This is a genomic window from Corynebacterium hylobatis (assembly GCF_003955685.1).
GTDB lineage: Bacteria > Actinomycetota > Actinomycetes > Mycobacteriales > Mycobacteriaceae > Corynebacterium > Corynebacterium hylobatis.
Genome location: NZ_RXHJ01000007.1, coordinates 79,495 through 103,174 on the forward strand (window position 1 = coordinate 79,495; position 23,680 = coordinate 103,174).

The 23,680-nt window shown below is 67.7% G+C and carries 23 protein-coding genes; 2 read left to right on the forward strand and 21 right to left on the reverse strand.

All coding sequences use genetic code 11. The features are described 5' to 3' along the window. Position 1: 1 nt before the first annotated feature. Positions 2 to 787, reverse strand: a complete 786-nt coding sequence (gene ygiD / locus EAH68_RS07290) for a 4,5-DOPA-extradiol-dioxygenase (protein WP_126120665.1) — start codon at positions 785 to 787, stop codon at positions 2 to 4. 8 nt (positions 788 to 795) lie between these two features. Next, positions 796 to 1,911, reverse strand: a complete 1,116-nt coding sequence (locus tag EAH68_RS07295) for a M24 family metallopeptidase (RefSeq protein WP_126120666.1) — start codon at positions 1,909 to 1,911, stop codon at positions 796 to 798. 35 nt (positions 1,912 to 1,946) lie between these two features. Here EAH68_RS07295 and EAH68_RS07300 point away from each other — a divergent pair, with 35 nt between their 5' ends. After that, positions 1,947 to 2,546, forward strand: a complete 600-nt coding sequence (locus EAH68_RS07300) for a S1 family peptidase (protein WP_126120667.1) — start codon at positions 1,947 to 1,949, stop codon at positions 2,544 to 2,546. On the opposite strand, the gene EAH68_RS07305 is transcribed toward EAH68_RS07300, so the two are convergent. The 13 genes from EAH68_RS07305 to EAH68_RS07365 all read right to left on the reverse strand — a co-directional run bounded on the left by EAH68_RS07305 (position 2,540) and on the right by EAH68_RS07365 (position 17,224). Continuing rightward, on the reverse strand, positions 2,540 to 3,058 hold the full coding sequence (locus EAH68_RS07305) for a DnaB-like helicase N-terminal domain-containing protein (protein ID WP_126120668.1): 519 nt from the start codon (positions 3,056 to 3,058) through the stop codon (positions 2,540 to 2,542). The two genes, EAH68_RS07300 and EAH68_RS07305, sit on opposite strands and share 7 nt — an antisense overlap. 14 nt (positions 3,059 to 3,072) lie before the next feature. Beyond that, positions 3,073 to 5,865: a DEAD/DEAH box helicase gene (locus EAH68_RS07310; protein WP_126120669.1), complete on the reverse strand. Its 2,793-nt coding sequence runs from the start codon at positions 5,863 to 5,865 to the stop codon at positions 3,073 to 3,075. A 75-nt stretch (positions 5,866 to 5,940) separates the two neighbouring features. Continuing rightward, positions 5,941 to 6,678, reverse strand: coding sequence for a slipin family protein (locus tag EAH68_RS07315; protein ID WP_164546429.1), 738 nt, complete (start codon positions 6,676 to 6,678; stop codon positions 5,941 to 5,943). 309 nt (positions 6,679 to 6,987) lie between these two features. Next, the gene (gene tatC / locus EAH68_RS07320) at positions 6,988 to 7,977 is read right to left on the reverse strand and encodes a twin-arginine translocase subunit TatC (protein WP_439647616.1); all 990 of its coding nucleotides are present in this window, start codon (positions 7,975 to 7,977) and stop codon (positions 6,988 to 6,990) included. An 18-nt stretch (positions 7,978 to 7,995) separates the two neighbouring features. Next, on the reverse strand, positions 7,996 to 8,310 hold the full coding sequence (gene tatA, locus EAH68_RS07325) for a Sec-independent protein translocase subunit TatA (RefSeq protein WP_126120670.1): 315 nt from the start codon (positions 8,308 to 8,310) through the stop codon (positions 7,996 to 7,998). 67 nt (positions 8,311 to 8,377) lie between these two features. Then, a complete protein-coding gene (locus EAH68_RS07330; RefSeq protein ID WP_126120671.1) occupies positions 8,378 to 9,340 on the reverse strand; it encodes a helix-turn-helix transcriptional regulator in 963 nt (320 codons plus the stop codon). Position 9,341: 1 nt separating this feature from the next. Further along, positions 9,342 to 10,295 carry a helix-turn-helix transcriptional regulator gene (locus tag EAH68_RS07335; protein ID WP_126120672.1) on the reverse strand — a complete coding sequence of 318 codons (954 nt, stop codon included), beginning with the start codon at positions 10,293 to 10,295 and terminating at the stop codon, positions 9,342 to 9,344. Continuing rightward, positions 10,296 to 11,732: a Pup--protein ligase gene (gene pafA / locus EAH68_RS07340; RefSeq protein ID WP_126120673.1), complete on the reverse strand. Its 1,437-nt coding sequence runs from the start codon at positions 11,730 to 11,732 to the stop codon at positions 10,296 to 10,298. It lies immediately after the preceding gene. A 6-nt stretch (positions 11,733 to 11,738) separates the two neighbouring features. Then, positions 11,739 to 11,930 carry a ubiquitin-like protein Pup gene (locus EAH68_RS07345; protein ID WP_126120674.1) on the reverse strand — a complete coding sequence of 64 codons (192 nt, stop codon included), beginning with the start codon at positions 11,928 to 11,930 and terminating at the stop codon, positions 11,739 to 11,741. Between the two features lie 13 nt (positions 11,931 to 11,943). Further along, positions 11,944 to 13,506, reverse strand: a complete 1,563-nt coding sequence (gene dop, locus EAH68_RS07350) for a depupylase/deamidase Dop (protein ID WP_126120675.1) — start codon at positions 13,504 to 13,506, stop codon at positions 11,944 to 11,946. An 11-nt stretch (positions 13,507 to 13,517) separates the two neighbouring features. After that, positions 13,518 to 15,026: a proteasome ATPase gene (arc, locus tag EAH68_RS07355; RefSeq protein WP_126120676.1), complete on the reverse strand. Its 1,509-nt coding sequence runs from the start codon at positions 15,024 to 15,026 to the stop codon at positions 13,518 to 13,520. Positions 15,027 to 15,101: 75 nt separating this feature from the next. Beyond that, the gene (locus EAH68_RS07360) at positions 15,102 to 15,938 is read right to left on the reverse strand and encodes a tRNA (adenine-N1)-methyltransferase (RefSeq protein ID WP_126120677.1); all 837 of its coding nucleotides are present in this window, start codon (positions 15,936 to 15,938) and stop codon (positions 15,102 to 15,104) included. 23 nt (positions 15,939 to 15,961) lie between these two features. Beyond that, a complete protein-coding gene (locus EAH68_RS07365) occupies positions 15,962 to 17,224 on the reverse strand; it encodes a M18 family aminopeptidase (RefSeq protein WP_126120678.1) in 1,263 nt (420 codons plus the stop codon). Positions 17,225 to 17,259: 35 nt separating this feature from the next. Between EAH68_RS07365 and EAH68_RS07370 the strand changes: the two genes are divergently transcribed. Further along, complete coding sequence (locus tag EAH68_RS07370) at positions 17,260 to 18,078, forward strand: RecB family exonuclease (protein WP_126120679.1); 819 nt, start codon at positions 17,260 to 17,262, stop codon at positions 18,076 to 18,078. A gap of 19 nt (positions 18,079 to 18,097) precedes the next feature. On the opposite strand, the gene EAH68_RS07375 is transcribed toward EAH68_RS07370, so the two are convergent. The 6 genes from EAH68_RS07375 to EAH68_RS07400 form a co-directional block, all read right to left on the reverse strand. Then, on the reverse strand, positions 18,098 to 19,762 hold the full coding sequence (locus tag EAH68_RS07375) for a formate--tetrahydrofolate ligase (protein ID WP_126120680.1): 1,665 nt from the start codon (positions 19,760 to 19,762) through the stop codon (positions 18,098 to 18,100). 101 nt (positions 19,763 to 19,863) lie between these two features. Continuing rightward, positions 19,864 to 21,363 carry an aspartate ammonia-lyase gene (gene aspA, locus EAH68_RS07380; protein WP_126120681.1) on the reverse strand — a complete coding sequence of 500 codons (1,500 nt, stop codon included), beginning with the start codon at positions 21,361 to 21,363 and terminating at the stop codon, positions 19,864 to 19,866. Between the two features lie 89 nt (positions 21,364 to 21,452). Further along, positions 21,453 to 22,298, reverse strand: a complete 846-nt coding sequence (gene hisG, locus EAH68_RS07385; RefSeq protein WP_126120682.1) for an ATP phosphoribosyltransferase — start codon at positions 22,296 to 22,298, stop codon at positions 21,453 to 21,455. Positions 22,299 to 22,307: 9 nt separating this feature from the next. Then, entirely contained in the window at positions 22,308 to 22,571 is a 264-nt protein-coding gene (locus EAH68_RS07390; protein ID WP_126120683.1) for a phosphoribosyl-ATP diphosphatase, read from the reverse strand. A gap of 28 nt (positions 22,572 to 22,599) precedes the next feature. Further along, positions 22,600 to 23,334, reverse strand: a complete 735-nt coding sequence (locus EAH68_RS07395; RefSeq protein ID WP_277600462.1) for an HAD family hydrolase — start codon at positions 23,332 to 23,334, stop codon at positions 22,600 to 22,602. After that, positions 23,300 to 23,680, reverse strand: coding sequence for a hypothetical protein (locus EAH68_RS07400; RefSeq protein ID WP_126120685.1), 381 nt, complete (start codon positions 23,678 to 23,680; stop codon positions 23,300 to 23,302). Before EAH68_RS07400 ends, EAH68_RS07395 begins: the two co-directional genes overlap by 35 nt.

Sequence of the window (23,680 nt, forward strand, 5' to 3'; positions counted from 1 at the left end):
CTCAGGATGCCACGCGGTATCCGGTCATCGACAGTGAACCCATGGTGCGCTGCTCGTTGAAGACGTCGACTTCGCTGTCACCGATGGCGGCGGAGACGCCGGCGATGTAGGCCAGGGGCAGGAAGTGGTCGGGGGTGGGTACGGAGCGGGTGTAGCCGGCGTGGTCGCGCAGGGCCTCGAGGCGGTCGGGATCGGTGAGCATGAGGTCGCGGGCGGCCTCGTCGAAGGAGTCTGCCCAGCCGAAACCGGTGTCGCCGGCGTGCCACTGCACCATGGAGAGGTTGTGGACGACGTTGCCGGAGCCGACGATGAGGACGTTGTGGTCGGTGGCGAGTTTGGCCAGGCGGGTGCCCAGGGAGACGTGCTCGCCCAGCGGCTTGGAGGCGTCGAGGGAGAGCTGGACGACGGGGATGGAGGCCTCGGGGAACATGTGTTTGAGCACGGACCAGGTGCCGTGGTCGAGTCCCCAGTCCTGGTCATTCTGGACGAGGGTGGGCTTGGCGATGTCGCGGACCAGCTCGGCGATCTCCGGGTCGCCCGGCGCGTTGTACTGGACGTTGAAGAGTTCCTGGGGGAAGCCCCAGAAGTCGTGGATGGTGCGCGGGTTGGTCATGGCGGTGACACCTGTGCCGCGGGTGTACCAGTGGGCAGAGATCGAGAGGATGGCCCGCGGGGCTTCCTGGGTGAGCTGTTCGCCGAGTTTGGTCCAGGTGCGGGTGTAGTCGTTGTCCTCGATGGCGTTCATGGGGGTGCCGTGGCCGACGAACAGGGCGCGGGTGGTGCTCATGGGGGTGTTTACCTCAGATCTCTTTGTTGACGTGTCAGTAACTCTATACCGTTATCTGACACAACAGCAATATCCTCCAGCCGCATTCCCCACTTCCCGGGCAGGTAGATCCCCGGCTCGATGGAGAAGCACATCCCCGGTTCCAGCACGAGACCGTTGCCGGCCATGATGTAGGGCTCCTCGTGGGTGGACAGACCGATGCCGTGGCCGGTGCGGTGGATGAAGTACTCCCCGTACCCGGCGCGGCTGATCACTTCGCGGGCAGCGGCATCCACGGAGGCTGCCGTCACCCCGGGGCGGGCCTGCGCCACGGCGGCGGCGTGGGCCTGTGCCAGCACCTCGTAGGCGGCGACAGCCTCCGGGTCGGCATGTTCGATGCCGCCGACGACGTAGGTGCGGGTGGAATCGGAGTGGTAGCCGGGCCCGCGGGTGCCGCCGACATCGACGACGACGATGTCACCGGTTTCCAGGACCCGGCCGGAGTGGCTGTGGTGGGGGTTGGCGCCGTTGGGTCCGGAGCCGACGATGACGAAATCGACCGCATCGTGTTCCTTGAGGATCAGCGCGTGCAGGTCGGCCGCCACCTGTGCTTCCGTGCGCCCGGCGCGCAGCAGCTTCGGTACCCGCTCGTGGACGCGGTCGATGGCCACTGCGGCCTTATGGAGTTCTTCGACCTCGGCGAGGTCCTTGCGCATGAACAGTTCCTTGAGCGTGGTCGCCGCCGCCACGGTCTCGCGCCCGTCGAGGTGGTGCTGGAGGGTGAGGACGTGGAGGGTGGTCAGTGAGGAGCCGAGTGCCACCGCGCCGGTTGAGGGCAGGATCTCCACGGCCAGGGCGTGGGCATCCTGCCCGTCGTTCCAGCCGCGGACCTCGACGTTGAGTTCGGGTACCGCGGAATGGGCGATATCGCCAACATCCGTGCCGGGCACGAGGAGCACGGGTGTGCCGTCGGCGGGGACAACGAGGGCGGTGAGGCGTTCGTGGGAGCTGAGCCAGGAGCCGGTGAGATAGGCCAGCTCCGGGCCCGTGCCGATGATCAGCCCCGCCAGCCCCTGTACCCGGCACAGGCGGGCGGCCTCGGTGAGGCGGCGGGCATAGACGTGTGTGTCGAAGAGTTCAGCCATGCCGTCCATCGTAGGCACCACTACCCTGGGGTGGCGTGTCCTCTGCCATCACCGTCCGCCTGTCTTCGGGCCGTTCCTACTGCTCCGGGGTGCTCATCAGCCCGGACCTGCAGGCCGCCGAACACACCCGCACCGATCTGGTACTCAGCTGCGCGCATTTCCTGCGCGGTCGCACCGGGCCGATCAAGGTCGGCCGGGCACACGTGCTCGGCGCCGTGCGCATCCCGCGCACCGATCTCGCGGTGCTCCGCCTGGACGCACCCGCGCCCCCTGCCGATCTGCTGCGCTTATCGACATCCCGTGCCCCCTGGCTCGCCCCCACCCGCACCGAGGGTTTCGGCGGTGGTGCCCGCCATGTGCAGCAGCGCCACGGCCGGGTCATCGCCCACCTGCCTTTCGCGCTGGGACGCAACCTGCGCACCCTGGTCACCTCCGCGGCGATCCTGCACAACAGCCCCAAGGCGATCAAGGGTGATTCCGGCGGACCGGTGATCGTGGATGGTGAGATCGTGGCCGTCCAGGCGCTGATCTCCGATCCGCTGGGATACAACCTCGGCATCGCCACCGTGGCCCAGGTCGCCGCCCACCGGGGAAAGATCGCGGCGGCGGTCGAGGCTCTCCAGCGCGCCTACTGATCCCCGGGTAGCACTTCCCGCAGCACCTGACGCCGCTGCCAGGCCGCCCGCTGGGCCTTACCGTGTGCCACCATGATCCGGAACAGGTCGTGTTCCGGGGCGGTCTCCCCTGCATGCACCAGCGCGGCCGCCATCGCCTGGAACTGCCGGCGGTAGGAGGCACCGAGTACCTGGTCGGCGTAGCTGAGCACCTGCTCGGCGCGCACCCCGAGGGTCGCCAGATCCAGCAGGACGGACTCCGCCGTCCGGTGCGGCAGCGCCGCAGCACTGCCCTGGGCCGACAGGGCTGAACGCAGGCTCGCCGGATCCGTGGGCTGGCCCACCGCCCGGCGCGTGGCGATCAACTCGAACAACCGGCCATGGTGGGGATCATAGAAGTCCGCGCCCGCCAGCACCGCACACACCCGGTCACTGGCCTGGTGGCCGTTTCCTGCCCACATGAGACCGCACAGCAGCAACGCCTCCGGGTCCAGCAGCAGGGCGGCGCTGACATGCTCGCCGTCGGTGACCACCGCGCACCCCGTTCTTAGGAGCCGATGGCCACGACACCCCGGCGGATCGCGTTGATCGCGCGCCGGGCGTTGGCCTGCACATCGTCGGTGTAGGCGGTCTTACCCACCTGGTCGAGCAGGTCGATGACCTGGCGGCACCAGCGCACGAAATCACCCGGGCTCATCTCCGCACCCGAGTCCGCGGCCGCGGCCAGGCAATAACCCAGCGGGGCACCGGCGGCCCACTGGTGGATCGCCAGCGCGAAACCCGCCTCCGGTTCCCGGGTGACCGGCAGGTGGTGGCGTTTCTCATCGGCGGCCAGCTCCGACCAGACCCGCATGGTGGCATTCATGGCCTCCCCCATCCGGTCGGTGGCCGGCTGCGGCTCCCCACCGGTGAACTTCCGGTTCTCGAAGGTGCACAGCGACACCACCCCGGCCAGCTCCGCCGGGTCCAGCTCATTCCAGATACCGCGGCGCAGGCACTGGGCCACCAGCAGATCGGATTCGTTGTGGATCTGGGATAACAGCTCACCTTCCGGGGTGATCACCGGTGTGCGCTCCGGGCCGGTGCCCTCGAAGGCGACGTAGCTCATCTCAGAGAGCAGGCCGATGATGCGCTCGAAATGCCGGCCGAGGGTGTCGGTGGCCTTCTCCACCCGTGCCGTCAGCCGGTCGAGCTCGCGTTCCCGGCGCGCCAGCTTCTCGCCCACCCGGGCCAGCTGCTCCCGGTCGGTCGAGGGCCAGTGGTGCACCGGGTGGCGGCGTAGAGCATCGCGCAGTTCGGTGACCTTCTTCGATTCGCGCACCCGGGCGTGCTCGCGCATCTTCTTCGGTCGGCCGTAGCTGTGGCGGCGGAACTGCTCGGTGACATACCGGGTGTTGCGGCGCGGTTCCTTGGTCACGTTGCGCGGCAGGCGCATGTGCCCCAGGGTCATGGGCGGGTTGGCGAAGGACTCGGCGTCGATACGCCCCGACCAGCCCTGTTCCGTGGTCACCCAGGGGCGCGGGTCGGCGGTCTGGTTGGCCGGGGTGACCACCACCGCCAGGACGGGGTGTTTACGCCCCGGGATGGCGATGACGTCGCCGACCTGCATCTTACCCAGCAGGGTGATGGTCTCCTGGTGGCGCTGTTCCATGGAGTAGATGCGTGCAGCCTTCTCCTCGTCGGTGATCTCCCGGCGCAGGCGCATGTAGTCCATGAGCAGGTCTGCGGCGTCCTCGCCGTCGCGGGCGGGTGGGGCGAAGGTGGCGATGGCGTAGGTGAGCTGGGTGCGCAGGTCGGTGACGCGGTGTTCGGCGCGTTCGATCTCCCGGACGTCGTCGACGACGGATTCATCGGCCTGGTACTGGGCGAAGGATTTCTCCAGCAGGCGCAGCGAAGGTTCGAAGCCGATCATGTTCAGCAGGTTGACGGCCATGTTGTAGCCCGGCGCGAAGGTGGAGATCAGCGGGTAGGTGCGTGTCGACGCCAGCCCGGCCACCGCCCGTGGATCCATGGCAGGGGCCCACTGCACCACCGCATGTCCGATGACGTCGATGCCGCGGCGGCCCGCGCGTCCGGTCAGCTGGGTGTACTGGCCCGGGGTGAGGTCGACGTGGCCCTCGCCGTCGAATTTGACGAGCTTCTCCAGCACGACGGAACGGGCGGGCATGTTGATGCCCAGGGCGAGGGTCTCGGTGGCGAAGACCGCGCGCAGCAGGCCCTGGACGAACAGGTCCTCGACGATATGGCGGAAGGCGGGCAGCATGCCGGCGTGGTGGGCGGCGAAACCGCGCTTGAGGGCCGCCTTCCACTGGGAGAACTGCAGGATCTCCAGGTCCTCCTCCGGGATGCCCTCCACCCCGGCGTCGATGATCTCCTCGATCCGTTCCGCCTCCTCCTGGGTGGTGAGGATGAGGTTGGAACGCAGACACTGGAACAGTGCCCCGTCGCAGCCGGCACGCGAGAAGATGAACGTGATGGCGGGCAGCATCTTCATGCCCTGGAGCACCCGGATGACATCGGGGCGGCCCACCGGCTTCTGGCGGTCCTCGGGGCGTTTGACCCCGGAGCGCCGGCCTTCGGCACGCGCGCGGAAACCGCGGCCGGATTCCCAGTCGGAACGCCCCTCCTCCGCCTCGGCGGATTCCAGGCGTTCGATACGCCGTTCCAGTTCGCGGTTGACCTGGCCGCCGGTGCCCGGTTCGAACAGGGGGTAGAGCTTCCGGCCGACCAGCATCCACTGCTCCAGCGGTACCGGCCGCAGGTCGGTGACGATGACCTTGGTGTCACCGCGCACGGTGGACAGCCAGTCGCCGAACTCCTCGGAGTTGGACACGGTGGCCGACAGGCCGATGATGTTGACGCGTTCGTCGAGGTTGAGGATGACCTCCTCCCACACCGCCCCGCGTTCCCGGTCAGCCAGGTAGTGGATCTCGTCCATGACCACGTGGCTGAGCCGGTCGAGTGTATTGGAGCCGGCGTAGATCATGTTGCGCAGCACCTCGGTGGTCATGACGACGACCTCGGCGTTGCCGTTGATGGACACATCGCCGGTGAGCAGGCCGACCGCCTGCTCCCCGTGGACTTCGACGAGGTCGTGGTACTTCTGGTTGCTCAGCGCCTTGATCGGCGTGGTGTAGAAGCATTTCGTCCCCTGGGACAGTGCCAGGGAGACCGCGAATTCGCCGACGATGGTTTTGCCGGCTCCGGTGGGGGCACAGACGAGCACCCCGTGGCCCTCCTCGACCGCCTGGCAACCCCGGAGCTGGAAGTCATCCAGCGGGAAGCTCAGGCGGGAGGTGAACTCCGCGAGGTGGCTGGCCTGGCTGTCAGTGGCGTTCATGGCTCCCAGGTTACTGAAAAAAGGGGTCTGTGAGCGGGACAGACCCGGTGGCACGCTCCCCCGGGTCAGGGCCGGCTAGAGCTGTTCACCGCGGACCTCGATGGTGGAGCCGGGCGGCAACGCCTCGAGCATGCGGATCCGTGCCAGGACGGGGTTCTGTTCCAGCACCTTGGCGCTGGCCAGCCGCGCCCGGGTCGTCTTGACCTCGGTGCGGGCGCGCTCCAGGTCGGTCTCGGCCTGTACCTTGGCCACCAGTGCCTCCTGCAGCGCGGAGGAGTATTCCTTGGGCAGACTGACGTCCTTGAGCAGGACCGTGGTCACCTGCACCCCGACAGCCCCGGCCGCCTCCTGCGCGGCTGCGAGCACCGGGGCGAGGTCAATGCGGGTGCCGACGAAAGCTTCCAGTGGGAGTCCGGCGACGAGTTCCCGCAGTGCGATCTGGGCGGCGAGGTAGATCTCCTCGTCCGGTCCCTGGGAATCGATGATGAAGGCGACCGGGTCGACGGTGCGCGCCGACAGCGCCAGCGTGATCGTCACGGTCAGGGCGTCAGCGGTGGGGATCGACTGCGGATGCACCTGAATCAGGCGCCGGCGCAGATCAACCTGCAGGAAACGATCCCCCGGCCGGGAGAACTCGCGGGCATTCAGGCGGGTGGTCTCCCCCTCGCGCTGGCGCAGCACGGCGTGCCCGGCCCGCGGTACAGGTGAACACAGCGGTGATGGCTGCCAGCCGGGCCGCTGGCCCGGGCCATCCGACAACGGTGAGTACATGGTCCAGCCACGGTCGACGGAACGAGAACGGAAAAGACCCAATGCAATCACCCGGAGAAGTTGAGGGGGTTGCCGCCGGCCGGGGCCGGGGCCGGCGGGGCACCGGGGCGTCCCCTGTGCTCAAAGGTGCACAGGATCGGGCCGGGCCGCTGGCCACCACCGGGGAAATTCCGGGCGACGGCAACCCATTTGAGAGGAGTAGGGGGACTCGAACCCCCGGGCCCCGAGAGGGCCGTGCCGTAGCGGTCCGCACCAGTTCAATCGGGAACACCCCAGAAGACCGGAGGCGCCCAGCAACCACGGTGCGGTGCTGGGCGCCAGACTAGCGCATGGGAGTGCTTACGTGCCGGGCTAGAGCACGTCGTCGAAGTTGTCGAAACGCCTGTCGGTGGCCGGGCGCGAGGCAGCCACCGGCCGAGCAGGACTGACCGGGGCTGGCGCGTCCACCCCGCCGGGAGCGGTGCCCAGCGGCGAGGCCTGCTCATCGTCCAGGTCCATCCACTCCGGGCGCTGACGGTCACGGCGTTTGTCGTTCAAGCGGGCGAACTGCAGCGCCATCTCGACCAGCAGTGTCAGTGCCACGGCGAGAGCAACCATGGAGAAGGGCTCCTGGCCCGGGGTGATGAACGCCGCGAAGATGAACAGGAGGAGGATGATCATCCGCCGCTTCTCCTTGATCGCCTCGTACTCGAGCACACCGATGATGTTGAGCATGACGAGGATCAGCGGCACCTCGAAGCTGACGCCGAAGATGAGCAGGAACGCCAACAGAAAATTGAAGTAGCGTTCACCGGTCAGCGCCGCTGCCTGCGTCTGGTCACCGATGGTGAGCAGGAACTGCAGGCCGAAGTGGATGATGAAGTAGGCCAGCACGGCACCGGCGACGAACAGCAGCACCGCCAGGGTGACGAAAGTGAAGGTCGCGCGGCGTTCCTTCTTGTGCAGACCCGGGACGATGAAGGCCCAGAGCTGGTAGAGCCACACCGGGGAGGAAAGCACCATGCCGGCCAGTGCGCCGACTTTCAGGCGCAGCATGAACATCTCCAGAGGGGCGGTGGCCAGCAGGCGACATTCGCCATCCGAGGTGAAAGAGGCGCGGTTCTCCGGGGGCAGCGCACAGTAGGGCCCCCGCAGGATCTCACCTAAGGGCATGAGCCCGAAGGGGGCGTACTGGTACCACACGAAACCGACCACCGTGCCCGCCAGCAGGGCGAGCAGGGAGATGATCACGCGGCGGCGCAGCTCCTGGAGGTGCTCAACCAGTGGCATCTCACCGGCCGGCGACTTCTTCCTCTTCTTCAGGCGAGGGCGCCTCTGCGTGACGTCACCGGACTGGGACATCGTCGACGTGACCCCCGGCTACTGGTTCGGCTGGTTGGGGTACTGCTGCTGACCGGGCTGGCCCGGCTTGCCGGTCGGACCCGGCTGCTGCTGGGGCTGCTGCGGCTGGTTCTGCGGCTGATCCCAGTAACCCTGCGGCGGGGCGATCTGGCCCGGCTCCGGCTGCGGGGCGGCCTGGGGCTGATCGTCGTTGCTCATCTCCTTGACCTCCGATTTGAAGATGCGCATCGACCGGCCGAGGGAGCGGGCCGCATCCGGGAGCTTCTTCGCGCCGAACAGCAGGATCAGGACGACGACGATGATGATGAGCTCGGTGGGACCGATGTTGGGCATGGGGGCCTTTCGGTGGAACTGGAAGGATCAGGATTACGTTAACACTTCTGCCCCACACTGCAAGGAATCAATGGTATGCGGCCAGAGCCGAGGCCGTCGAGTCCCGCATTTCCGCCACCAGCTCCGGTGGGCCGGTGACCTTCAGCCGGTCGGACTGACCCAGCGCGAAACGTACCAGCCACTCCTTTGAACCGACCGGCATCCGTGCGCTCACCCAGCCGTCCTCGGCCACCTCCCCGAGGGTGACCGGGAAATAATCGGCCAGCCACGTGTGCTCGGGGTGGATGAGCAGCTCGGCCTGCTCGGTGATCAACCGGTATCCGAAAGGGTCATCCGAGTCGAAGGGCAGGGACTCCAGGTGGGGTGTGGAGCCATCGTCAAGGATCCGGACCTGATTCATGCGGTCGGCACGGAAGTTCTTGTGCCGGCCGGAGCTCTCCTCCCAGGCGGTGAGGTAGGTTTCCCCGCCGGTGACGAAGATCCGCGCCGGGTCGACCACCCGGGTACTCGTGCGGTCCGAGGAGTGCGACCGGTAGGTGAAGCGCACTCTGCGGCCGGCCTCCATCGCCTCCCGGAGGATCTCCTGGGAGGTGTGCTCCGCCGGGTCGTCGGCGGCAAAGGAGTCGTAGATGGCCACGGTCTCCTCCCCCAGAATCCCGCGCAGCTTCGCCGCCGCCGAGATCACCGCCTCCCGGTCGGTCAGCCCCGGCATCGCCTCCAACGACTCAAGGGTCAGCAGCAGGACACCGGCTTCCGTGGGTGTCAGACGCAGGGGTCGGTCCATGCCCTGGGAGTTGGTGATCTGCACCTGCTTGTAGGTGGCGGTCAGATCCACCAGCTCCTCCGGCCAGGGGCCGACCCCGCAGCAGGCCAGGCGGGTCAGCTCGTCGATGAGCCGGGCCGGGTCCCGGCCCAGGTCGCGGGCAGCCTCGAGCACGGTGCGCTCCGGATACGCCTGGAAATACGGGATGAGGTTGAGCGCCCGGACCAGGGTGTCCAGTTTCGCGGGGGAATCCACGGGTCGGGACATCTCAGCGGGCCACCTCCTCAAGCAGGGCGATGACTTCGGCGCGCACGTCCGCAGGCTCGTGCACGATGACGGCCGGGGCGAAGCCGGCGGCGGTGCGCGCCAGCCAGTCCCGGTCGACGTCGACAAGCTCGACCAGGCCGTCGGTGCGGCGGGTGCCCGCCTCGGCGAGCTCGAGGGCGGTGCCCTCGGGGATGGTGAGGACGGCGTCGACACGCACGCGCCCGGCGCGCAGGGAGTCCTCGACGATTCTCTGCAGATCCGCCGGGGGCTCGGTGTGGGTGGCCGGGGTACGTGAGGCCTTCACGTTCCGGATGCGCCGGAGGCGGAAAACCCGTGGCTGGTCGCGGTCGATGTCGTGGCCGGCGAGGTAGAGCCTGTCGTGCAGGGTCACCAGGCCCCACGGATCCATGACCCGTCGCACCGGGTCGGCGGTGGGGGTGGCCACGTAGTCAAAGGACATGCGCAACCCCTGCCGGATGATGGTGAGCAGGTCCTTGAGCAGTGTCGGGGGCAGACGGTGCAGATCGTTGACGGTGGTGAACACCGGCGCCTGGGAGAGGTCGCGACGCACACCTGCGGCCGCGAGCTTGGTCCAGCCGGAGCGGGCGAAGGCGCCGAGTTCGCTGCTGCGCCCCATCTCCCCGGCCAGGCCGAGCACGGCCGCCTCCTCGGCGGTGAAGTTCACCTCGGGGAGGTCGTACTGGTCGGAGAGCAGCCGGTAGGTGGTCACCCCGTCCGTACCGGTGGCCGATTCCAGCGGCACCCCGGCGCGCGCCAGGGTGTCGATGTCGCGGCGCAGCTTGGTCAGGAAGGCCTCCCGGCTCAGGTCCTGGTAGCCGTCGACGTGGTCGCGGATCCAGGCCGGGGTGAGCATGCGGCCGCCGTTGCGGTCGGCGTCGAGAAGCGCGAAGGCGAGGTTGGTCAGGCGTGTGACCGCCTCCATCTGTTTGACCATCTAGACCCTCCCGTAGACACCGGCGTTGTCCTCAAGATAGGCCAGGAGGCCGTCGATGCGCTCGTCAACCGCGGCGAAGGGGTCTGAGAGTTCCACCACACGCGGTTCCGGCCCGTTGACCTTCAGGTTGACCCAGTCGACGGTCACGGGTGCGCCGAGGGCTTCGGCGCAGGTGATGAACTCCCCGCGCAGCCGCGCTCGGGTGGTCTGTGGCGGCGTGTTGACGGCCGCGGCAATCGCCGCGTCATCGGTCCACCGCTTCACCAGTCCCCTGCCCTCCAGCATGGGGAACAGGCCACGGTCAGGCCGGATGTCGTGGTAGGCGAGGTCGACCTGGGCGAGTTTGGGATGCGTCCAGTCCTCACCGAGGCGTTCCCGGTAGCGGTTGAGCAGGTTGAGTTTGATCACCCAGTCGATCTCGCGGTCCACCTGCGAGAAGTCCTGGGTGCGGATCGCCTCGAGCTGGCGGGTCCACAGGTCCACCACCTTCCGCAGCTCGGCGGTGGGGGTGCCCTCGTCGGGGCGCTCATCCAGCCAGGCGGTGGCGGCGGCCAGGGTGGCCTCCTGGACCTGCAGGGCGGTGACGGTGCCGCCGGACTTGAGGTCCAGCTGCGTGGCGCCGGTGAGGTCGCGGGCGATGTCGCGGATGTGGCCGATGGGGTTGTCCATCTCGAAGTCCGGCAGGGCCACGCCGGCCTCGATCATCTCGAGTACCAGCAGGGTGGAGCCGATCTTGAGGGCGAAGGTCGTCTCGGACATGTTGGAGTCACCGACGATGACGTGCATGCGGCGGAAACGCTCCGCGTCCCCGTGGGGCTCATCGCGGGTGTTGATGATGGGCCGGGCCCGGGTGGTGGCCGAGGAGATGCCCTCCCAGACCTGGTCGGCGCGCTGGGAGAGGAGGAAACCGGCCGGGAAGCCGCCGCCGGCACGCCCCACCATGCCCGCCCCGCAGATCAGCTGGCGGGTGATCATGAAGGGCAGGAGCTGCTTGCCCAGGCTGCGCAGGGGCAGCCGGCGGCCGACGAGGTAGTTCTCGTGGCAGCCGTAGGAGTTACCCACCGAGTCGACGTTGTTCTTGAACAGGTAGACCCGCCCGTCGATGCCGTCTGCGGCCAGTGCGGCCTCCGCCTGCACCGCCAGGTCGTTGACCACCCGGTCCCCGGCCTGCTCGTGGTTGAGCAGCTGGGTGAGGCTGTCGCACTCGGCGGTGGCGATCTCCGGGTGGGAGCCGACATCCAGGTAGAGGCGGGAGCCGTTGGGGGTGAAGATGTTCGAGCTGGCGTGCCGGGAGACGACCGGCCGGAACAGGTAGCGGGCGATCTCGTCGGGGCTCAGAGTGCGGCCACCGTCGCCGGTGACCGCGGTGATGCCGTATTCGGTCTCCACGCCGACGATGCGGCGGGCGAACACGGGTGACTCAGTGGGGCTGCTCATGGGGGCCTACTGCCCGCCCTTCTGCACGTAGGAACGGACGAACTCCTCGGCGTTGGTCTCGAGCAGGCCGTCGATCTCATCGAGCAGGTCGTCGGTGCCGGTGGTGTTGAGCTGGGCCTGGCCGGCCTGGAAGGCGTCGTCGCCCGAGCCGTCCTTGTCGTCGCCGCCTGAGCTGATCTGGGTCTGGGGTCCGGTCATGGTGGTCTCCTTCTTAGTGCTGGTGGGGTTTGTTGATGTGGGTCTTGTTGTGGTGGGTGATGTAGTGGTCGGGGGTGAAACCGATCTCCGCCAGTCCGGCCAGCAGCTCATCGGTGTTCTCGGCTGAGTTGATGATCTCCCCGACGTGCTCCCGGGTGAGTTTGTCCACCTCGCCGGTCTGCAGGCGGGCGGTGCCCTCGCTGTACTTGAGGATCATCGTCTGCCAGCTGGCCGCGATGATGTCCTCGCCGAAGCGGGCGGAGACCGCACCGCGGAACCAGGCGCGGGAATCGGCCGGCGGGGTGTTCGCCGCCTGTTCGATCTCCTCGTCGGTGGCCAGGGTGAGCATCCGGCCCTTGCGCACCAGCGCGTGGTACAGCGATTTCGCGGGGTCGATGTCGGAGTACTGCAGGTCGATGAGCTTGAGCTTGGGGTCCGCGATATCCACCCCACGGTCGACGTAGGCCTTGATCAGGGCAGCCTTCGCCGTCCAGTCGAGCAGGTGGGAGGTCTTCATCGGGTCCTCGGCCAGCAGGTCCATGACCTCCGCCCACAGGGCGATGACCCGCTCGTCGACCTCGTCGACCGGGCGCACCCGGGAGTGGTAGAGCCGCAGGATCTCCAGGGCGGTGAGCTCGCGGCCGTCGACAAGCTTGAGGCGGTGGCGCAGGCTGAGGTCGTGGGAGACGTTCTTGATCTCGGCGACCGGATCATCCAGGCGCAGGTCGGTGAAGTCCACACCGTCCTCGATGGCGTCGATGACCAGTTTGGTCATGCCGAGTTTGAGGAAGGTCGCCGTCTGCGACATGTTCGCGTCGCCGACGATGGTGTGCAGGCGGCGGAAGTGCACGGCGTTGGCGTGCGGCTCGTCGCGGGTGTTGACGATGCCGCGGTTGAGGGTGGTCTCCAGGGAGATCTCCTGGTGGAAGTAGTCCGCCCGCTGGGAGATCTGGAACCCGTCGCGCTCCCCTGCCTCACCGATACCGATGCGGCCCGCACCGATGATGATGTTGCGGGTGACGAAGAACGGGATGATCGCCTGGGTGAGCACCTCGAAGTCCGTCTGGCGCGAATACTGGTAGTTCTCGTGCGCCCCGTAGGAGGCCCCCTTGCCGTCGACGTTGTTCTTGTAGAACTTCAGCGGCGGGCACGGCTCGTGGTGTTTGAGGATGGACACCCCCTCCTCGTAGAGGGCGGCGACATCGGCGGCGGCCTTGAGCAGGATGAGGTCCCCGGCGGCGTCGTAGACCATCGCGTCGTAGGCGTTGGACACCTCCGGGGAGGAGTACTCCGGGTGGGCGTGGTCGACGTAGAACCGGGCCCCGTTGGCGGTGACCACATTCGCGATGCCCACCGCATCCGGCTCCACGACCGGCACGGTGTGGTAGCGGCGCAGGTCAAAGCCGCGGGTGTCCTTCAGCGGCGACTCCTCCTCATAATCCCAGCGCGACCGCGCCCCGGTGTTCATCGCCGCGTAGGCGACCACCGCGTGGGTGGAGGTGACGATGGGGCTGAGCTCCGGGTTTCCCGGGGTGGAGATGCCGTACTCGGTTTCGGTACCCATGAATCTGGACATGTTGATCAACCCTAACCAATCACTCGTGCCTGGATGACGCGCTTGCCGTGACGGCCCGCGATCCGCGACCACTCGTCCGGGTTCGCGGTGTTCGGCAGATCCTCGCTCTCGTTCTGCTCGGCGGCCACCGCCTGGTGGATGTGCTCGACCGTCACACCCGCCTCGCTGACCTTCGCCAGGTGGTCCTTGATGGCCAGCTTCTTCGCCCGGTCGACGATGTTGGCGATCATCGCCCCGGAGACGAAGTCCGAGTAGTCGAGGACCTCGATCTCCCCGTCGACGAGAGTGAGCTCGACATAGGGCCGCGGCTCAAAAAGCTTCTCGACGCCCGCCTCGATCAGCTCGCCCACCGGCACGGCGTGCGGCACGTTCCCGGTGAGGTAGCGGGTGAAGATGTCGCGGGCCCCGTCGCGGGTGGGGCGCTGCACCCGGATCTTGACGTCGAGCCGCCCCGGGCGCAGCAGCGCCGGGTCGATGAGCTCCTCCCGGTTGGTCGCACCGATGATGATGACGTTGGCGAGGTTCTCCACGCCGTCGAGCTCGGTGAGCAGCTGCGGGACGATGGTGGTCTCCATGTCGGAGGACACCCCCGACCCGCGGGTGCGGAAGATCGACTCCATCTCGTCGAAGAAGATGATGACGGGACGGCCGTCCTCCGCCAGTTCCCGGGCGCGCTCGAAGATCAGCCGGATGCGGCGTTCGGTCTCGCCGACGTACTTGTTCAGCAGCTCCGGGCCCTTGACGTTGAGGAAGTAGCTGGCGGAGCCGTCGCCCACGCGCGCGGACAACGAGTTGGCCACCGCCTTGGCGATCAGCGTCTTACCGCAGCCGGGCGGGCCGTAGAGCAGCACGCCCTTCGGCGGGCTGAGCTGATAGTCACGGTAGAGCTGCGGATGGGAGAAGGGCAGTTCAACCGCGTCGCGGATCTGGTCGATCTGCTCGTCCAGGCCACCGATGTCGGCGTAGGTGACGTCCGGGACCTCCTCCAGCGAGAGCTGCGCGACCTCCGTCTTGGGGATGCGCTCCAGCGCGACGCCTGCCTTCGTGTCCACCAGCAGGGTGTCCCCGGCGCGCGCGGTGCCGCGCAGCGGCTCGGCCAGGCGTACCAGCTGTTCCTCACCGGTGGAGTTGGCCACCAGGGCGCGGTTGCCGGTGATGCGTTCGGTGAGCATCCCCAACTCGCCGGTCTCCGGGAAGCCGCAGGTCTCCACGACGATGGAGCCGTCGCCCAGGCGCACCAGCGTGCCCGGGAGGAGTTCAGCGCGATCGATGTGCGGCGAGATCTTCAGGCGCATGCGGCGGCCGGAGGTGTACACCTCCGCGTCATGGCTGCCCTCGCTGTCCCCGAGGTAGACGCCGTAGGTGGAGGCTGGCTCCGCGAGGGCGTCGACCTGGGCGGAGAGGTCCTTGAGCCGGTCCCGGGACGCTTTGAGCAGCTGGGACAGCTTGGCGTTGCGGCTGCTCAACGTCTGGACCTCACGCTGCAGGCGAGCAGGATCGGTGATCTGGGAGCTTTCCATACCTCAACTGTAACCCCCGCCACCTGAGGGCCTGCTCATCCCCGGGCCATTCCCAGGGAGACCCCTGGCGGGACGCTATTTGCGGGCGCGGCGCTGCGGGCGCGGCGGGGTGACCCCGTCGGCGAGTCGCCGGGCCCAGACCAGGAAGGCGGTGTGCGCGTTCATCCGGTGCTCCGGGCGGGTGGCCAGACCCTCCACCTTCCACTCGCGCACGAGCGATTCCCAGGCCTTCGGCTCCGTGAAGCACTGCTGGGCGCGGATACCCTCCATCACCTTCATCAGCTGCGGAACGGTGGCCACGTACGTCATGAACACCCCGCCCGGGATGAGCACCTCACGCACCACGTCCAGGCACTCCCAGGGCTCGAGCATGTCCAGGATGACCCGGTCCACCGGACCGCCGAGATCCTCGACGCCCACCTGCGTGAGATCGCCCAGGCGCGGATCCCAGGTGGCGGGACGGCCGCCGAAGAATTCGTCGACGTTGGACTCCGCGAATTCGAGGTGGTCCTCCCGGATCTCATAGGAGATGAGCCTGCCCTCGTGCCCGATGGCGCGCAGCAGCGCCATGGACAGGGCACCGGAACCGGCGCCCGCCTCCAGTACCCGCGCGCCGGGGAAGATGTCGCCCTCGATGAGGATCTGGGCGGAGTCCTTCGGGTAGATCACGGCCGCGCCGCGCGGCATGGACAGCACGTGGTCGACCATGAGGTGGCGGAACAGCAGGTACTCCCCCGCCATGGAGGAGCGGATGACCGTGCCCTCCTCCATGCCGATGATGTCATCGTGGAGGATCTCACCCTTGTGGGTGTGAAACTTCTCCCCGGGGCTCAGGACGATGGTGAAGTGCCTGCGTTTGGCGTCGGTGAGCTGGACGCGGTCGCCGGGCTGGAAGGGGCCGGAATTGGCCAATGGAGACTCCTTGAGGGGGTGGATCAACGATTGATCAAGTATGCCTCAAGCGCGTCGACGAACCACAGCTGGTCCGAGACCCCGGCCAGCTCGCGGGCGGAGTGCATGGACAGCAGCGGCACGCCGACGTCGACGGTGGCGATACCCAGGCGGGTGGCGGTGATCGGGCCGATCGTCGAGCCGCAGGGCACGGAGTTGTTGCCGACGAAGGACTGCGAGGGCACCCCGGCGGCCCGGCAGGCGCGCTGCCACTGGGCGACGGTCTCCGCATTGGAAGCGTAGCGCTGGTTGGCGTTGATCTTGACCACCGGGCCGCCGTTGATCAGCGGGTGGTGGCCGGGGTCGTGCTTGCCGGCGTGGTTGGGATGCACCGAGTGGGCGGCATCGGCCGATACGCAGCTGGAGCGGGCGTACATACGCCGCAGGCCCTCCTCATCCGCCCCCAGGGCCAGGCCGGTGCGGGTGAGCACATCCGCCAGGATGGGGCCGGCCGCACCGGTGGTGCTGGCGGAGCCGACCTCCTCGTGGTCGAAGGCGGCCAGCACCAGGACGTCCGCGCCGGTGTCGCCGGATTCGATCGCGCGCAGCAACGCCAGCAGCGAGGCGTGCACGGAGCTGAGGTTGTCCATCCGGCCGGCGGCAATGAGCTCGCCGTCCGCGCCGAAGACCTGTCCCGGCTGGGTGTCGGCGGTGATCAGGTCGAAGCCGTCGATGTCGTTCTTGTCCACCCCCACCGTGGACGCCACCACATCCAGCACCGAGGAGGCACCCTCCCCCGCCAGGCCGAGCACCGGCTGCATGTGCAGCTGTCTGTCCAGGGTCAGTTCCTTGGAGCGGTCAAGGTGGACAGCCAGGTGCGGGATCCGGGCGATGGGGCCGGTGTTGACCAGCCGCACGGAGCCGTCACCGAGGACGACCCGGCCGGCGAAGGTGAGCTCCCGGTCCAGCCAGGAGGCCAGGATCGGCCCACCATAGACCTCCACGCCCGCCTGCGCCCAGCCGCAGGTCGAGGACTCCGGCACGGGCTTGAGGGTGAAACCCGGGGAATCGGTGTGGGAGCCGAGGATCCGGAAACCGGAATCCGGGGAGGCATCCTCCGGCACCCACCACGCCATCACCGCCCCACCGCGGACCATGACGTGGCCGCCCGGGGCGGCGTCCCACGGGGAGGTCTCCTGCTGGGGGGTGAAACCGGCGTCGACAAGCCGGTCGGCGACCACGCGTGCCGCATGGTAGGAGCTGGGTGAGGCCGCGATGAAGTCGAGGAAGTCACGAGTCTGATTCATGTCTCCAGCTTGCCATGGATAAAGTGAGGGCCATTATGACGTCGACTGCTCCACGCCCCCTTGCCCTGTCCCCCTCCCGTGCCTCCGACTACCAGCAGTGCCCCCTGCTCTATCGGCTGCGCGCCATCGACCGGCTCCCCGAGCCGAAGACGATCCCCCAGGTCAAGGGCAACCTCGTCCACGCCGTCCTCGAGCACATGCACGCCCAGCCCCGGGAGGAACGCACCTACCCGGCCGCCGTCAGGCAGCTCAAGCCCCAGTGGGCGGCGATGACCGCCGCCGATGCCGAACTCGATGAACTGGTGCCCGAGGAGAACCTGCTGGACTTCCTCGTCGAGTGCCGCAGCCTGCTGCGCGGTTACTTCGAGATGGAGAACCCCCAGGGCTTCGACGCCCACGCCGTGGAGATGTACGTCAACACCGTCCTGCCCAACGGCGTGCCGGTCCGCGGCTTCATCGACCGCGTCGACGTCGCCCCCACCGGGGAGGTCCGTGTCGTCGATTACAAGACCGGCAAGAAGCCCATCCCCCGCTACAGCCACGACGCCCAGTTCCAGATGCGCTTCTACGCTCTGGTGTACTGGCGCCTCAACGGGACCATCCCCCACCAGCTGCGCCTGATGTATCTCAAGGTCCTCGACTCGATGTTCCTGGCACCGTCGAAGGAGGAGCTCGAGTACTTCGAACGCGACTTAGGCGACCTGTGGGCCAAGATCGAGGGCGACGGGAAGGCCGGGCGCTTCCGGCCGAAGACCTCCAAGCTGTGTGGCTGGTGCTCCTTCCAGGCGCAGTGCCCGGAATTCGGGGGTACCACGCCCGATTATCCTGGTTGGCCGGGCAGCACCGCGGATTAAGAACGGCTGCCCGTCCCGCTCAGAACAGTCCTGAGATCCGTCCGCCCTCGTCGATGTCGATGTGGTCGGCGGCCGGGTGGTCCGGCAGCCCCGGCATCGTCATCACTGATCCGGTCAGCGCCACGATGAAGCCGGCGCCGGTGCGCGGGAGGAGTTGGCGCACGTGCAGGGTGTGGCCGCTGGGGGCGCCGAGCCGGGTGGGGTCGTCGCTGAAGGAATAGGGCGTCTTGGAGATGCACACGGGCAGCTTGTCCCAGCCGTGCCGTCTGATCACCGCCAGGTCGCGCAGGGCCTGCGGGGTGTACTCCACCCTGGTGGCCCGGTAGATCCGCCGGGCGATGGTCTCGATGGACTTCTCCACCCCCTGGTCGGGGTCGTAGAGGCGAGTGACGCCTTCGGAGAGGTGCCCCAGGACGGTCCGGGCCAGGTCCTCGGCGCCGGCCCCGCCTTTCGCCCATACCTCGACCTCCGCGAGGGGGACCCGGAAATCTCTCGCCCATGCCTTCATGAACTCCCGTTCGGCGGGGGTGTCCGTGGTGAACAGGTTGACCGCCACCACCGGGTTCACGCCGAACTGCTGGATGTTGGACAGGTGCCGGGCGAGGTTCTTCACCCCGGCCTGGAGGTGGTGCAGGTCCCCGCGGGTCAGTTCCTCCCGCGGCATACCGCCGTTGAATTTCAGGGAGCGGATCGTGGCGACGACCACCGCTCCGTGGACGTCGAGTCGGCCGTAGCGGGCGGTGATGTCGAAGAATTTCTCCGCCCCCAGGTCGGAACCGAAACCGGCCTCGGTGAGTACGATCTCCGAGTGCCGGAGGGCGACCTGCGTGGCGATCAGGGAGTTGCAGCCGTGCGCGATGTTGGCGAAGGGCCCGCCGTGGACGTAGGCCGGGGTGCCGCCGAGGGTCTGCACGAGGTTGGGGTTGATCGCCTGCTTGAGCAGGGCGGCCAGGGCACCGGTGGTGCCGAGGTCTCCGGCGGTGACCGGTTCATCGTCGAAGGTGAAGGCCACCGTGAGCCGGCTGAGGCGGTGTTTGAGGTCCGCGAGGTCCGTGGCCAGGCACAGTACCGCCATGATCTCGGAGGCTGCGGTGATGGTGAAACCGGTCTCCCGCGGGGTGCCGTGGGCCGGGCCACCCAGGCCGGTGACGATGTCGCGCAGGGAACGGTCGCTGACATCCAGGCAGCGCTGCCACACGATGCGCCGGGAGTCGATGCCCAGGACGTTGCCCTGGTGGACGTGGTTGTCCACGAGTGCCGCCAGGGTGTTGGTGGCGGCGGCGATGGCGTGGAAATCCCCGGTGAAGTGGAGGTTGATCTCCTCCATGGGCACGATCTGGGAGTATCCGCCCCCGGCGGCCCCGCCCTTGATCCCCATGACCGGGCCCTGGGAGGGTTCCCGCAGTGCGGCGGCTGCCCGGTGGCCCAGCCGGGTCAGGGCATCCGCCAGGCCGATGAGCACGGTGGATTTGCCCTCCCCCGCCGGGGTGGGTGAGATGCCGGTGACCAGCACGAGCCGGCCCCGGGGCCGGCCTGGCGGTAGCCGGGTGATGTCCACCTTGGCCTTGTCCGGCCCGTAGGTGATCAGGGCCTGCGGCGGGATGCCCGCCCGGGCGGCGATGTCGGTGATCGGCTCGAGGGTGTGTGCCTGCGCGATGGCGACGTCCGTCAGTGGTGTGCCCATGAGGCCAGGTTACTGCCCGCGGGGTGGCCACGGAACGGAAAGACCGCCCGGCACAGTCGGGTGTGCGGGGCGGTCACCGGGATGAACCGGGGGCGCGGGAACTACTCCTCGCCGTCCAGGTAGAGCTTGCCGCGGAACACCGGGTGCATGAGGTTCTCCTTGCTCAGCACACGGTCCAGGACGTCGGGCTCCATGAGCCCGCGCTCCAGGACGATCTCCTTGACGGAACGGCCCGTCTCGGCGGCCTCGCGGGCCACCAGGTCACCGTTGTGGTGGCCGATGAACGGGTTGAGGTAGGTGACGATGCCGATGGAGTTCTCCACATAATAGCGGCAGACCTCCGGGTTGGCGGTGACGCCCTCGATGCACTTCTCCCGCAGGGCGGTCGCGGCGTTGCCCAGGAAACGGATGGACTGGAACAGCGACTCGGCGATCACCGGCTCCATGACGTTGAGCTGCAGCTGACCTGCCTCAGCGGCCATGGTCACGGTGAGGTCATTGCCGAAGACCTTGAAGCAGACCTGGTTGACCATCTCCGGGATGACGGGGTTGACCTTGCCCGGCATGATCGAGGAACCGGCCTGGCGCGGCGGGAGATTGATCTCGTTGAGGCCGGTACGCGGGCCGGAGGAGAGCAGACGCAGGTCGTTGCAGATCTTCGACAGCTTCATCGCCGCGCGCTTGACACCCGAGTGGGCATGGACGTAGGCGCCGGTGTCGCTGGTCGCCTCGACGAGGTCGAGGGCGGACTTGATCTCCAGGCCGGTGACCTCGCCGAGGGTCGCGGTGACCTGGTGGCGGTAACCGGGCGGGGTGTTCACGCCGGTGCCCACGGCGGTGGCGCCGAGGTTGACCTCGAGGAGGCGGTCCGCGGCGTTGCGCAGGACGGCCTGTTCCTCGGCCAGGTTGTGGGCGAAACCGTTGAACTCGTCACCGAGGGTCATCGGCACGGCGTCCTGCAGCTGGGTGCGGCCCATCTTCAGGATGTCCTGGAACTCACGGCCCTTCGCGCGGAAGGCCTTCTGCAGGTCCTCCATCTGCTGGATGAGGGTGTTCAGGGTGGCGTGCAGCCCGAGGCGGAAGCCCGTCGGATAAGCATCGTTGGTGGACTGGGACATGTTGACGTCATCGTTGGGGTTGATGATGTCATAGCTGCCCTTCTCCTCTCCCAGATACTCCAGCGCCAGGTTCGCGATGACCTCGTTGACGTTCATGTTCACGGAGGTTCCGGCACCACCCTGGAACACGTCGAGGGGGAACTGGTCCATGCACCGGCCCTCGTTGAGGATCTGGTCGCAGGCCCACACGATGGCCTCGTGCTTCTTCGCCGGCAGGGTGTGCAGCTGGCGGTTGGCCATGGCGGCGGCCTTCTTCACCTGCACCAGACCGTGGATGAACTCGGGCACGTGGTTGATCGTGGTGCGCGAGATCTGGAAGTTGTGCAGCGCGCGCATGGTGTGGATGCCGTAGTAGGCGGTGGCCGGGACCTCGAGCTGACCGAGGAGATCCTCCTCGGTCCGGGTCTTGCGGACGACCGTCGTGGTGGTCTCAAGCGATGCGTCGTCAGCGACGTCCACAGACTGCTCCGGGGGGTTCGCCATGGTGGTGGGGGTTCCTCTCAGTGATCGAGCTCTCAGAAGTGAAATCGTGGAGATTCACCTACCCATAGTAGCCGGAGCCTTTCCGGCCCCTATATCCGGGCGATACGCAGCTCGGTGGCGAGGATCGCCTCCGCACCGAGCTCAGAGAGCTCGTCCATGATGGCGTTGGCGTCCTTGCGCGGCATGAGGGCGCGCACGGCGACCATGTCCTCCCGCGCGAGCGGGGAGACCGTCGGGCCGGACAGTCCCGGGGTGATCTTCGTGGCCTCGATCAGCTGTTCCCGGGAGACGTTGTAGTCGAGCATGAGGTAGTTCTGGGCGCGGAGGATGCCCTCGATGCGGCGCAGCACCACCTTCTGCTCAGCGGTGACCTCGACGTCCTTGCGGCCGACGATGACCGCCTCCGAGGAGACCAGCGGCTCACCGAAGGGGGCCAGACCCTGCTGGCGCAGGGTGTTGCCGGTGGACACGACATCGGCGATGGCGTCGGCGACACCGAGCTTGATGGAGATCTCCACCGCGCCGTCGAGACGGATGACCTCGGCTTCCAGGCCACGGGCGGCGAGGTCGTCGCGCACGAGGTTCGGATAGGAGGTGGCGATGCGCTTGCCCGCCAGGTCTTCGACGGTCCAGATCTCATCGGCAGGGGCGGCGTAGCGGAAGGTGGAGCCACCGAAACCGAGGGAGAGCACCTCGGTGACCTCGGCGCGGGAGTCACGGGCGAGGTCGCGGCCGGTGATACCCAGGTCGAGCTTGCCGTTGGCCACGTAGATGGCGATGTCCTTCGGGCGCAGGAAGAAGAACTCGACGTCGTTGACCTTGTCGAAGACGTTGAGTGCCTTGGTGTCCCGGCGACCCTTGTAGCCGGCCTCGCGGAGGATCTCCACGGCCGCCTCGGACAGGGAACCCTTGTTGGGGACTGCGATCTTGATCATGGTGGTCTCCTAGAGGTTCTTGTAGATGTCTTCGGGGGTCAGCCCGCGGGCGACCATCATGACCTGGGTCCAGTAGATGAGCTGGCTCATCTCCCCGGCCAGTTCCTCGTCGGACTCGTACTCGGCCGCGATCCAGACCTCCCCGGCCTCCTCGATGATCTTCTTGCCGATATGGTGCACGCCCTTGTCCAGGGCTTCCACGGTCCCGGAGCCCTCGGGGCGGGACGTGGCACGTTCGGTGAGTTCGGCAAACAGGGAGTCAAAGTTCTTCACGGGAGGACATTATTCCATGCCCCGTTGTTCAGCGCTCCAGTTGGTGGAACCAGTGGAATACCGTGTCGGCGTTCACACCCTCGAAATTATTCCGGTCGTGCAGAGATTCCAGCGTGACCACGCCCTCCGGCACCACCGTGTCCGAGTACCAGGGCAGGCCGATGACCCGGCAGCCCGCTGCCACGGCGGCGGTCATGCCGGTGAAGGAATCCTCGAAGACGAGGCAGTCGGCGGGGTCCGCGCCCACCTGCTCTGCTGCACGCAGGTACATGTCCGGGGCGGGCTTGGGGCTGGGCACCTCATCACCGGCGACGGAGCCGGTGAAGAAATGTGTGCCGACGGCCGCGATCGACAGGTCCGCCAGCACCCGCTCCGTGTTGGTGGTCACCAGCATGGGCAGCTCCCGGGTGGCCAGATCCGCGAGCAGCCTGGTCACCCCCGGATTCGGGGCGAGCTCGGCGTGCATCAGCTCCGCCATCCGCTCGTACATGAAGGCGCGGTAGCGCGGATGGTCGTCCTCGGTGACGGTGAGACCGGCGTGGTTCGCGCACACCTGGACGGTATGGCCGAAACTGCCGCCGATGGTCGTCTCCCGCAGCGCCGGCGTCAGCCGCCGGCCCATGCGTTCGCTGAGTTCATAGGTGAACCGTTCCCACAGGGGCTCGGTGTCGACGAGGGTGCCGTCCATGTCCCAGAAGATGGCGGCGGGGGCGGTGGTGGTGGAAGAGTTAATCGATCTCCGGCAGCTCGGCGAGTGCCTCATCGTCCGCGCCGGTGGCGGCGGAGGCGTCATGGATGAGTTCATTGAGCTCGGCCGTCTCCTCAGGCTCGAGCACAGCATCGTGGTTGCGCCCGTTGAAGGCGAGGAGGGAGTCGACGGTGACCTGGACGACCTTGACCAGCGTGTCCGCGGTCGGGTCGGCGGGGAGGACATCGAGGGCATCGAGAAACTTCTCGAGGATCCCCCGCAGCTCCGGCAGGACCGCCGGGTCGAAGGGCTGCTCCCAGAACTCCTTCTCGTCCGGCTTGAGGTAATCACCGGTGGCGAAGGAGTGGAGGTTGGAGAGGAATTCGTCGACGGTCGGCTGGAATTCGGCGCGGATGGTCAT

What these genes read in the sequence shown, in the direction of transcription:
- ygiD (WP_126120665.1), bottom strand. Translation starts at nt 787, where the DNA reads ATGAGCACCACCCGCGCCCTGTTCGTCGGCCACGGCACCCCCATGAAC.
- EAH68_RS07295 (WP_126120666.1), bottom strand. Translation starts at nt 1,911, where the DNA reads ATGGCTGAACTCTTCGACACACACGTCTATGCCCGCCGCCTCACCGAG.
- EAH68_RS07310 (WP_126120669.1), bottom strand. Translation starts at nt 5,865, where the DNA reads ATGAACGCCACTGACAGCCAGGCCAGCCACCTCGCGGAGTTCACCTCC.
- tatC (WP_439647616.1), bottom strand. Translation starts at nt 7,977, where the DNA reads ATGTCCCAGTCCGGTGACGTCACGCAGAGGCGCCCTCGCCTGAAGAAG.
- tatA (WP_126120670.1), bottom strand. Translation starts at nt 8,310, where the DNA reads ATGCCCAACATCGGTCCCACCGAGCTCATCATCATCGTCGTCGTCCTG.
- EAH68_RS07330 (WP_126120671.1), bottom strand. Translation starts at nt 9,340, where the DNA reads ATGTCCCGACCCGTGGATTCCCCCGCGAAACTGGACACCCTGGTCCGG.
- EAH68_RS07335 (WP_126120672.1), bottom strand. Translation starts at nt 10,295, where the DNA reads ATGGTCAAACAGATGGAGGCGGTCACACGCCTGACCAACCTCGCCTTC.
- pafA (WP_126120673.1), bottom strand. Translation starts at nt 11,732, where the DNA reads ATGAGCAGCCCCACTGAGTCACCCGTGTTCGCCCGCCGCATCGTCGGC.
- EAH68_RS07345 (WP_126120674.1), bottom strand. Translation starts at nt 11,930, where the DNA reads ATGACCGGACCCCAGACCCAGATCAGCTCAGGCGGCGACGACAAGGAC.
- dop (WP_126120675.1), bottom strand. Translation starts at nt 13,506, where the DNA reads ATGTCCAGATTCATGGGTACCGAAACCGAGTACGGCATCTCCACCCCG.
- arc (WP_126120676.1), bottom strand. Translation starts at nt 15,026, where the DNA reads ATGGAAAGCTCCCAGATCACCGATCCTGCTCGCCTGCAGCGTGAGGTC.
- EAH68_RS07365 (WP_126120678.1), bottom strand. Translation starts at nt 17,224, where the DNA reads ATGAATCAGACTCGTGACTTCCTCGACTTCATCGCGGCCTCACCCAGC.
- EAH68_RS07370 (WP_126120679.1), top strand. Translation starts at nt 17,260, where the DNA reads ATGACGTCGACTGCTCCACGCCCCCTTGCCCTGTCCCCCTCCCGTGCC.
- EAH68_RS07375 (WP_126120680.1), bottom strand. Translation starts at nt 19,762, where the DNA reads ATGGGCACACCACTGACGGACGTCGCCATCGCGCAGGCACACACCCTC.
- aspA (WP_126120681.1), bottom strand. Translation starts at nt 21,363, where the DNA reads ATGGCGAACCCCCCGGAGCAGTCTGTGGACGTCGCTGACGACGCATCG.
- hisG (WP_126120682.1), bottom strand. Translation starts at nt 22,298, where the DNA reads ATGATCAAGATCGCAGTCCCCAACAAGGGTTCCCTGTCCGAGGCGGCC.
- EAH68_RS07395 (WP_277600462.1), bottom strand. Translation starts at nt 23,334, where the DNA reads ATGAGGCACTCGCCGAGCTGCCGGAGATCGATTAACTCTTCCACCACC.
- EAH68_RS07400 (WP_126120685.1), bottom strand. Translation starts at nt 23,680, where the DNA reads ATGACCATCCGCGCCGAATTCCAGCCGACCGTCGACGAATTCCTCTCC.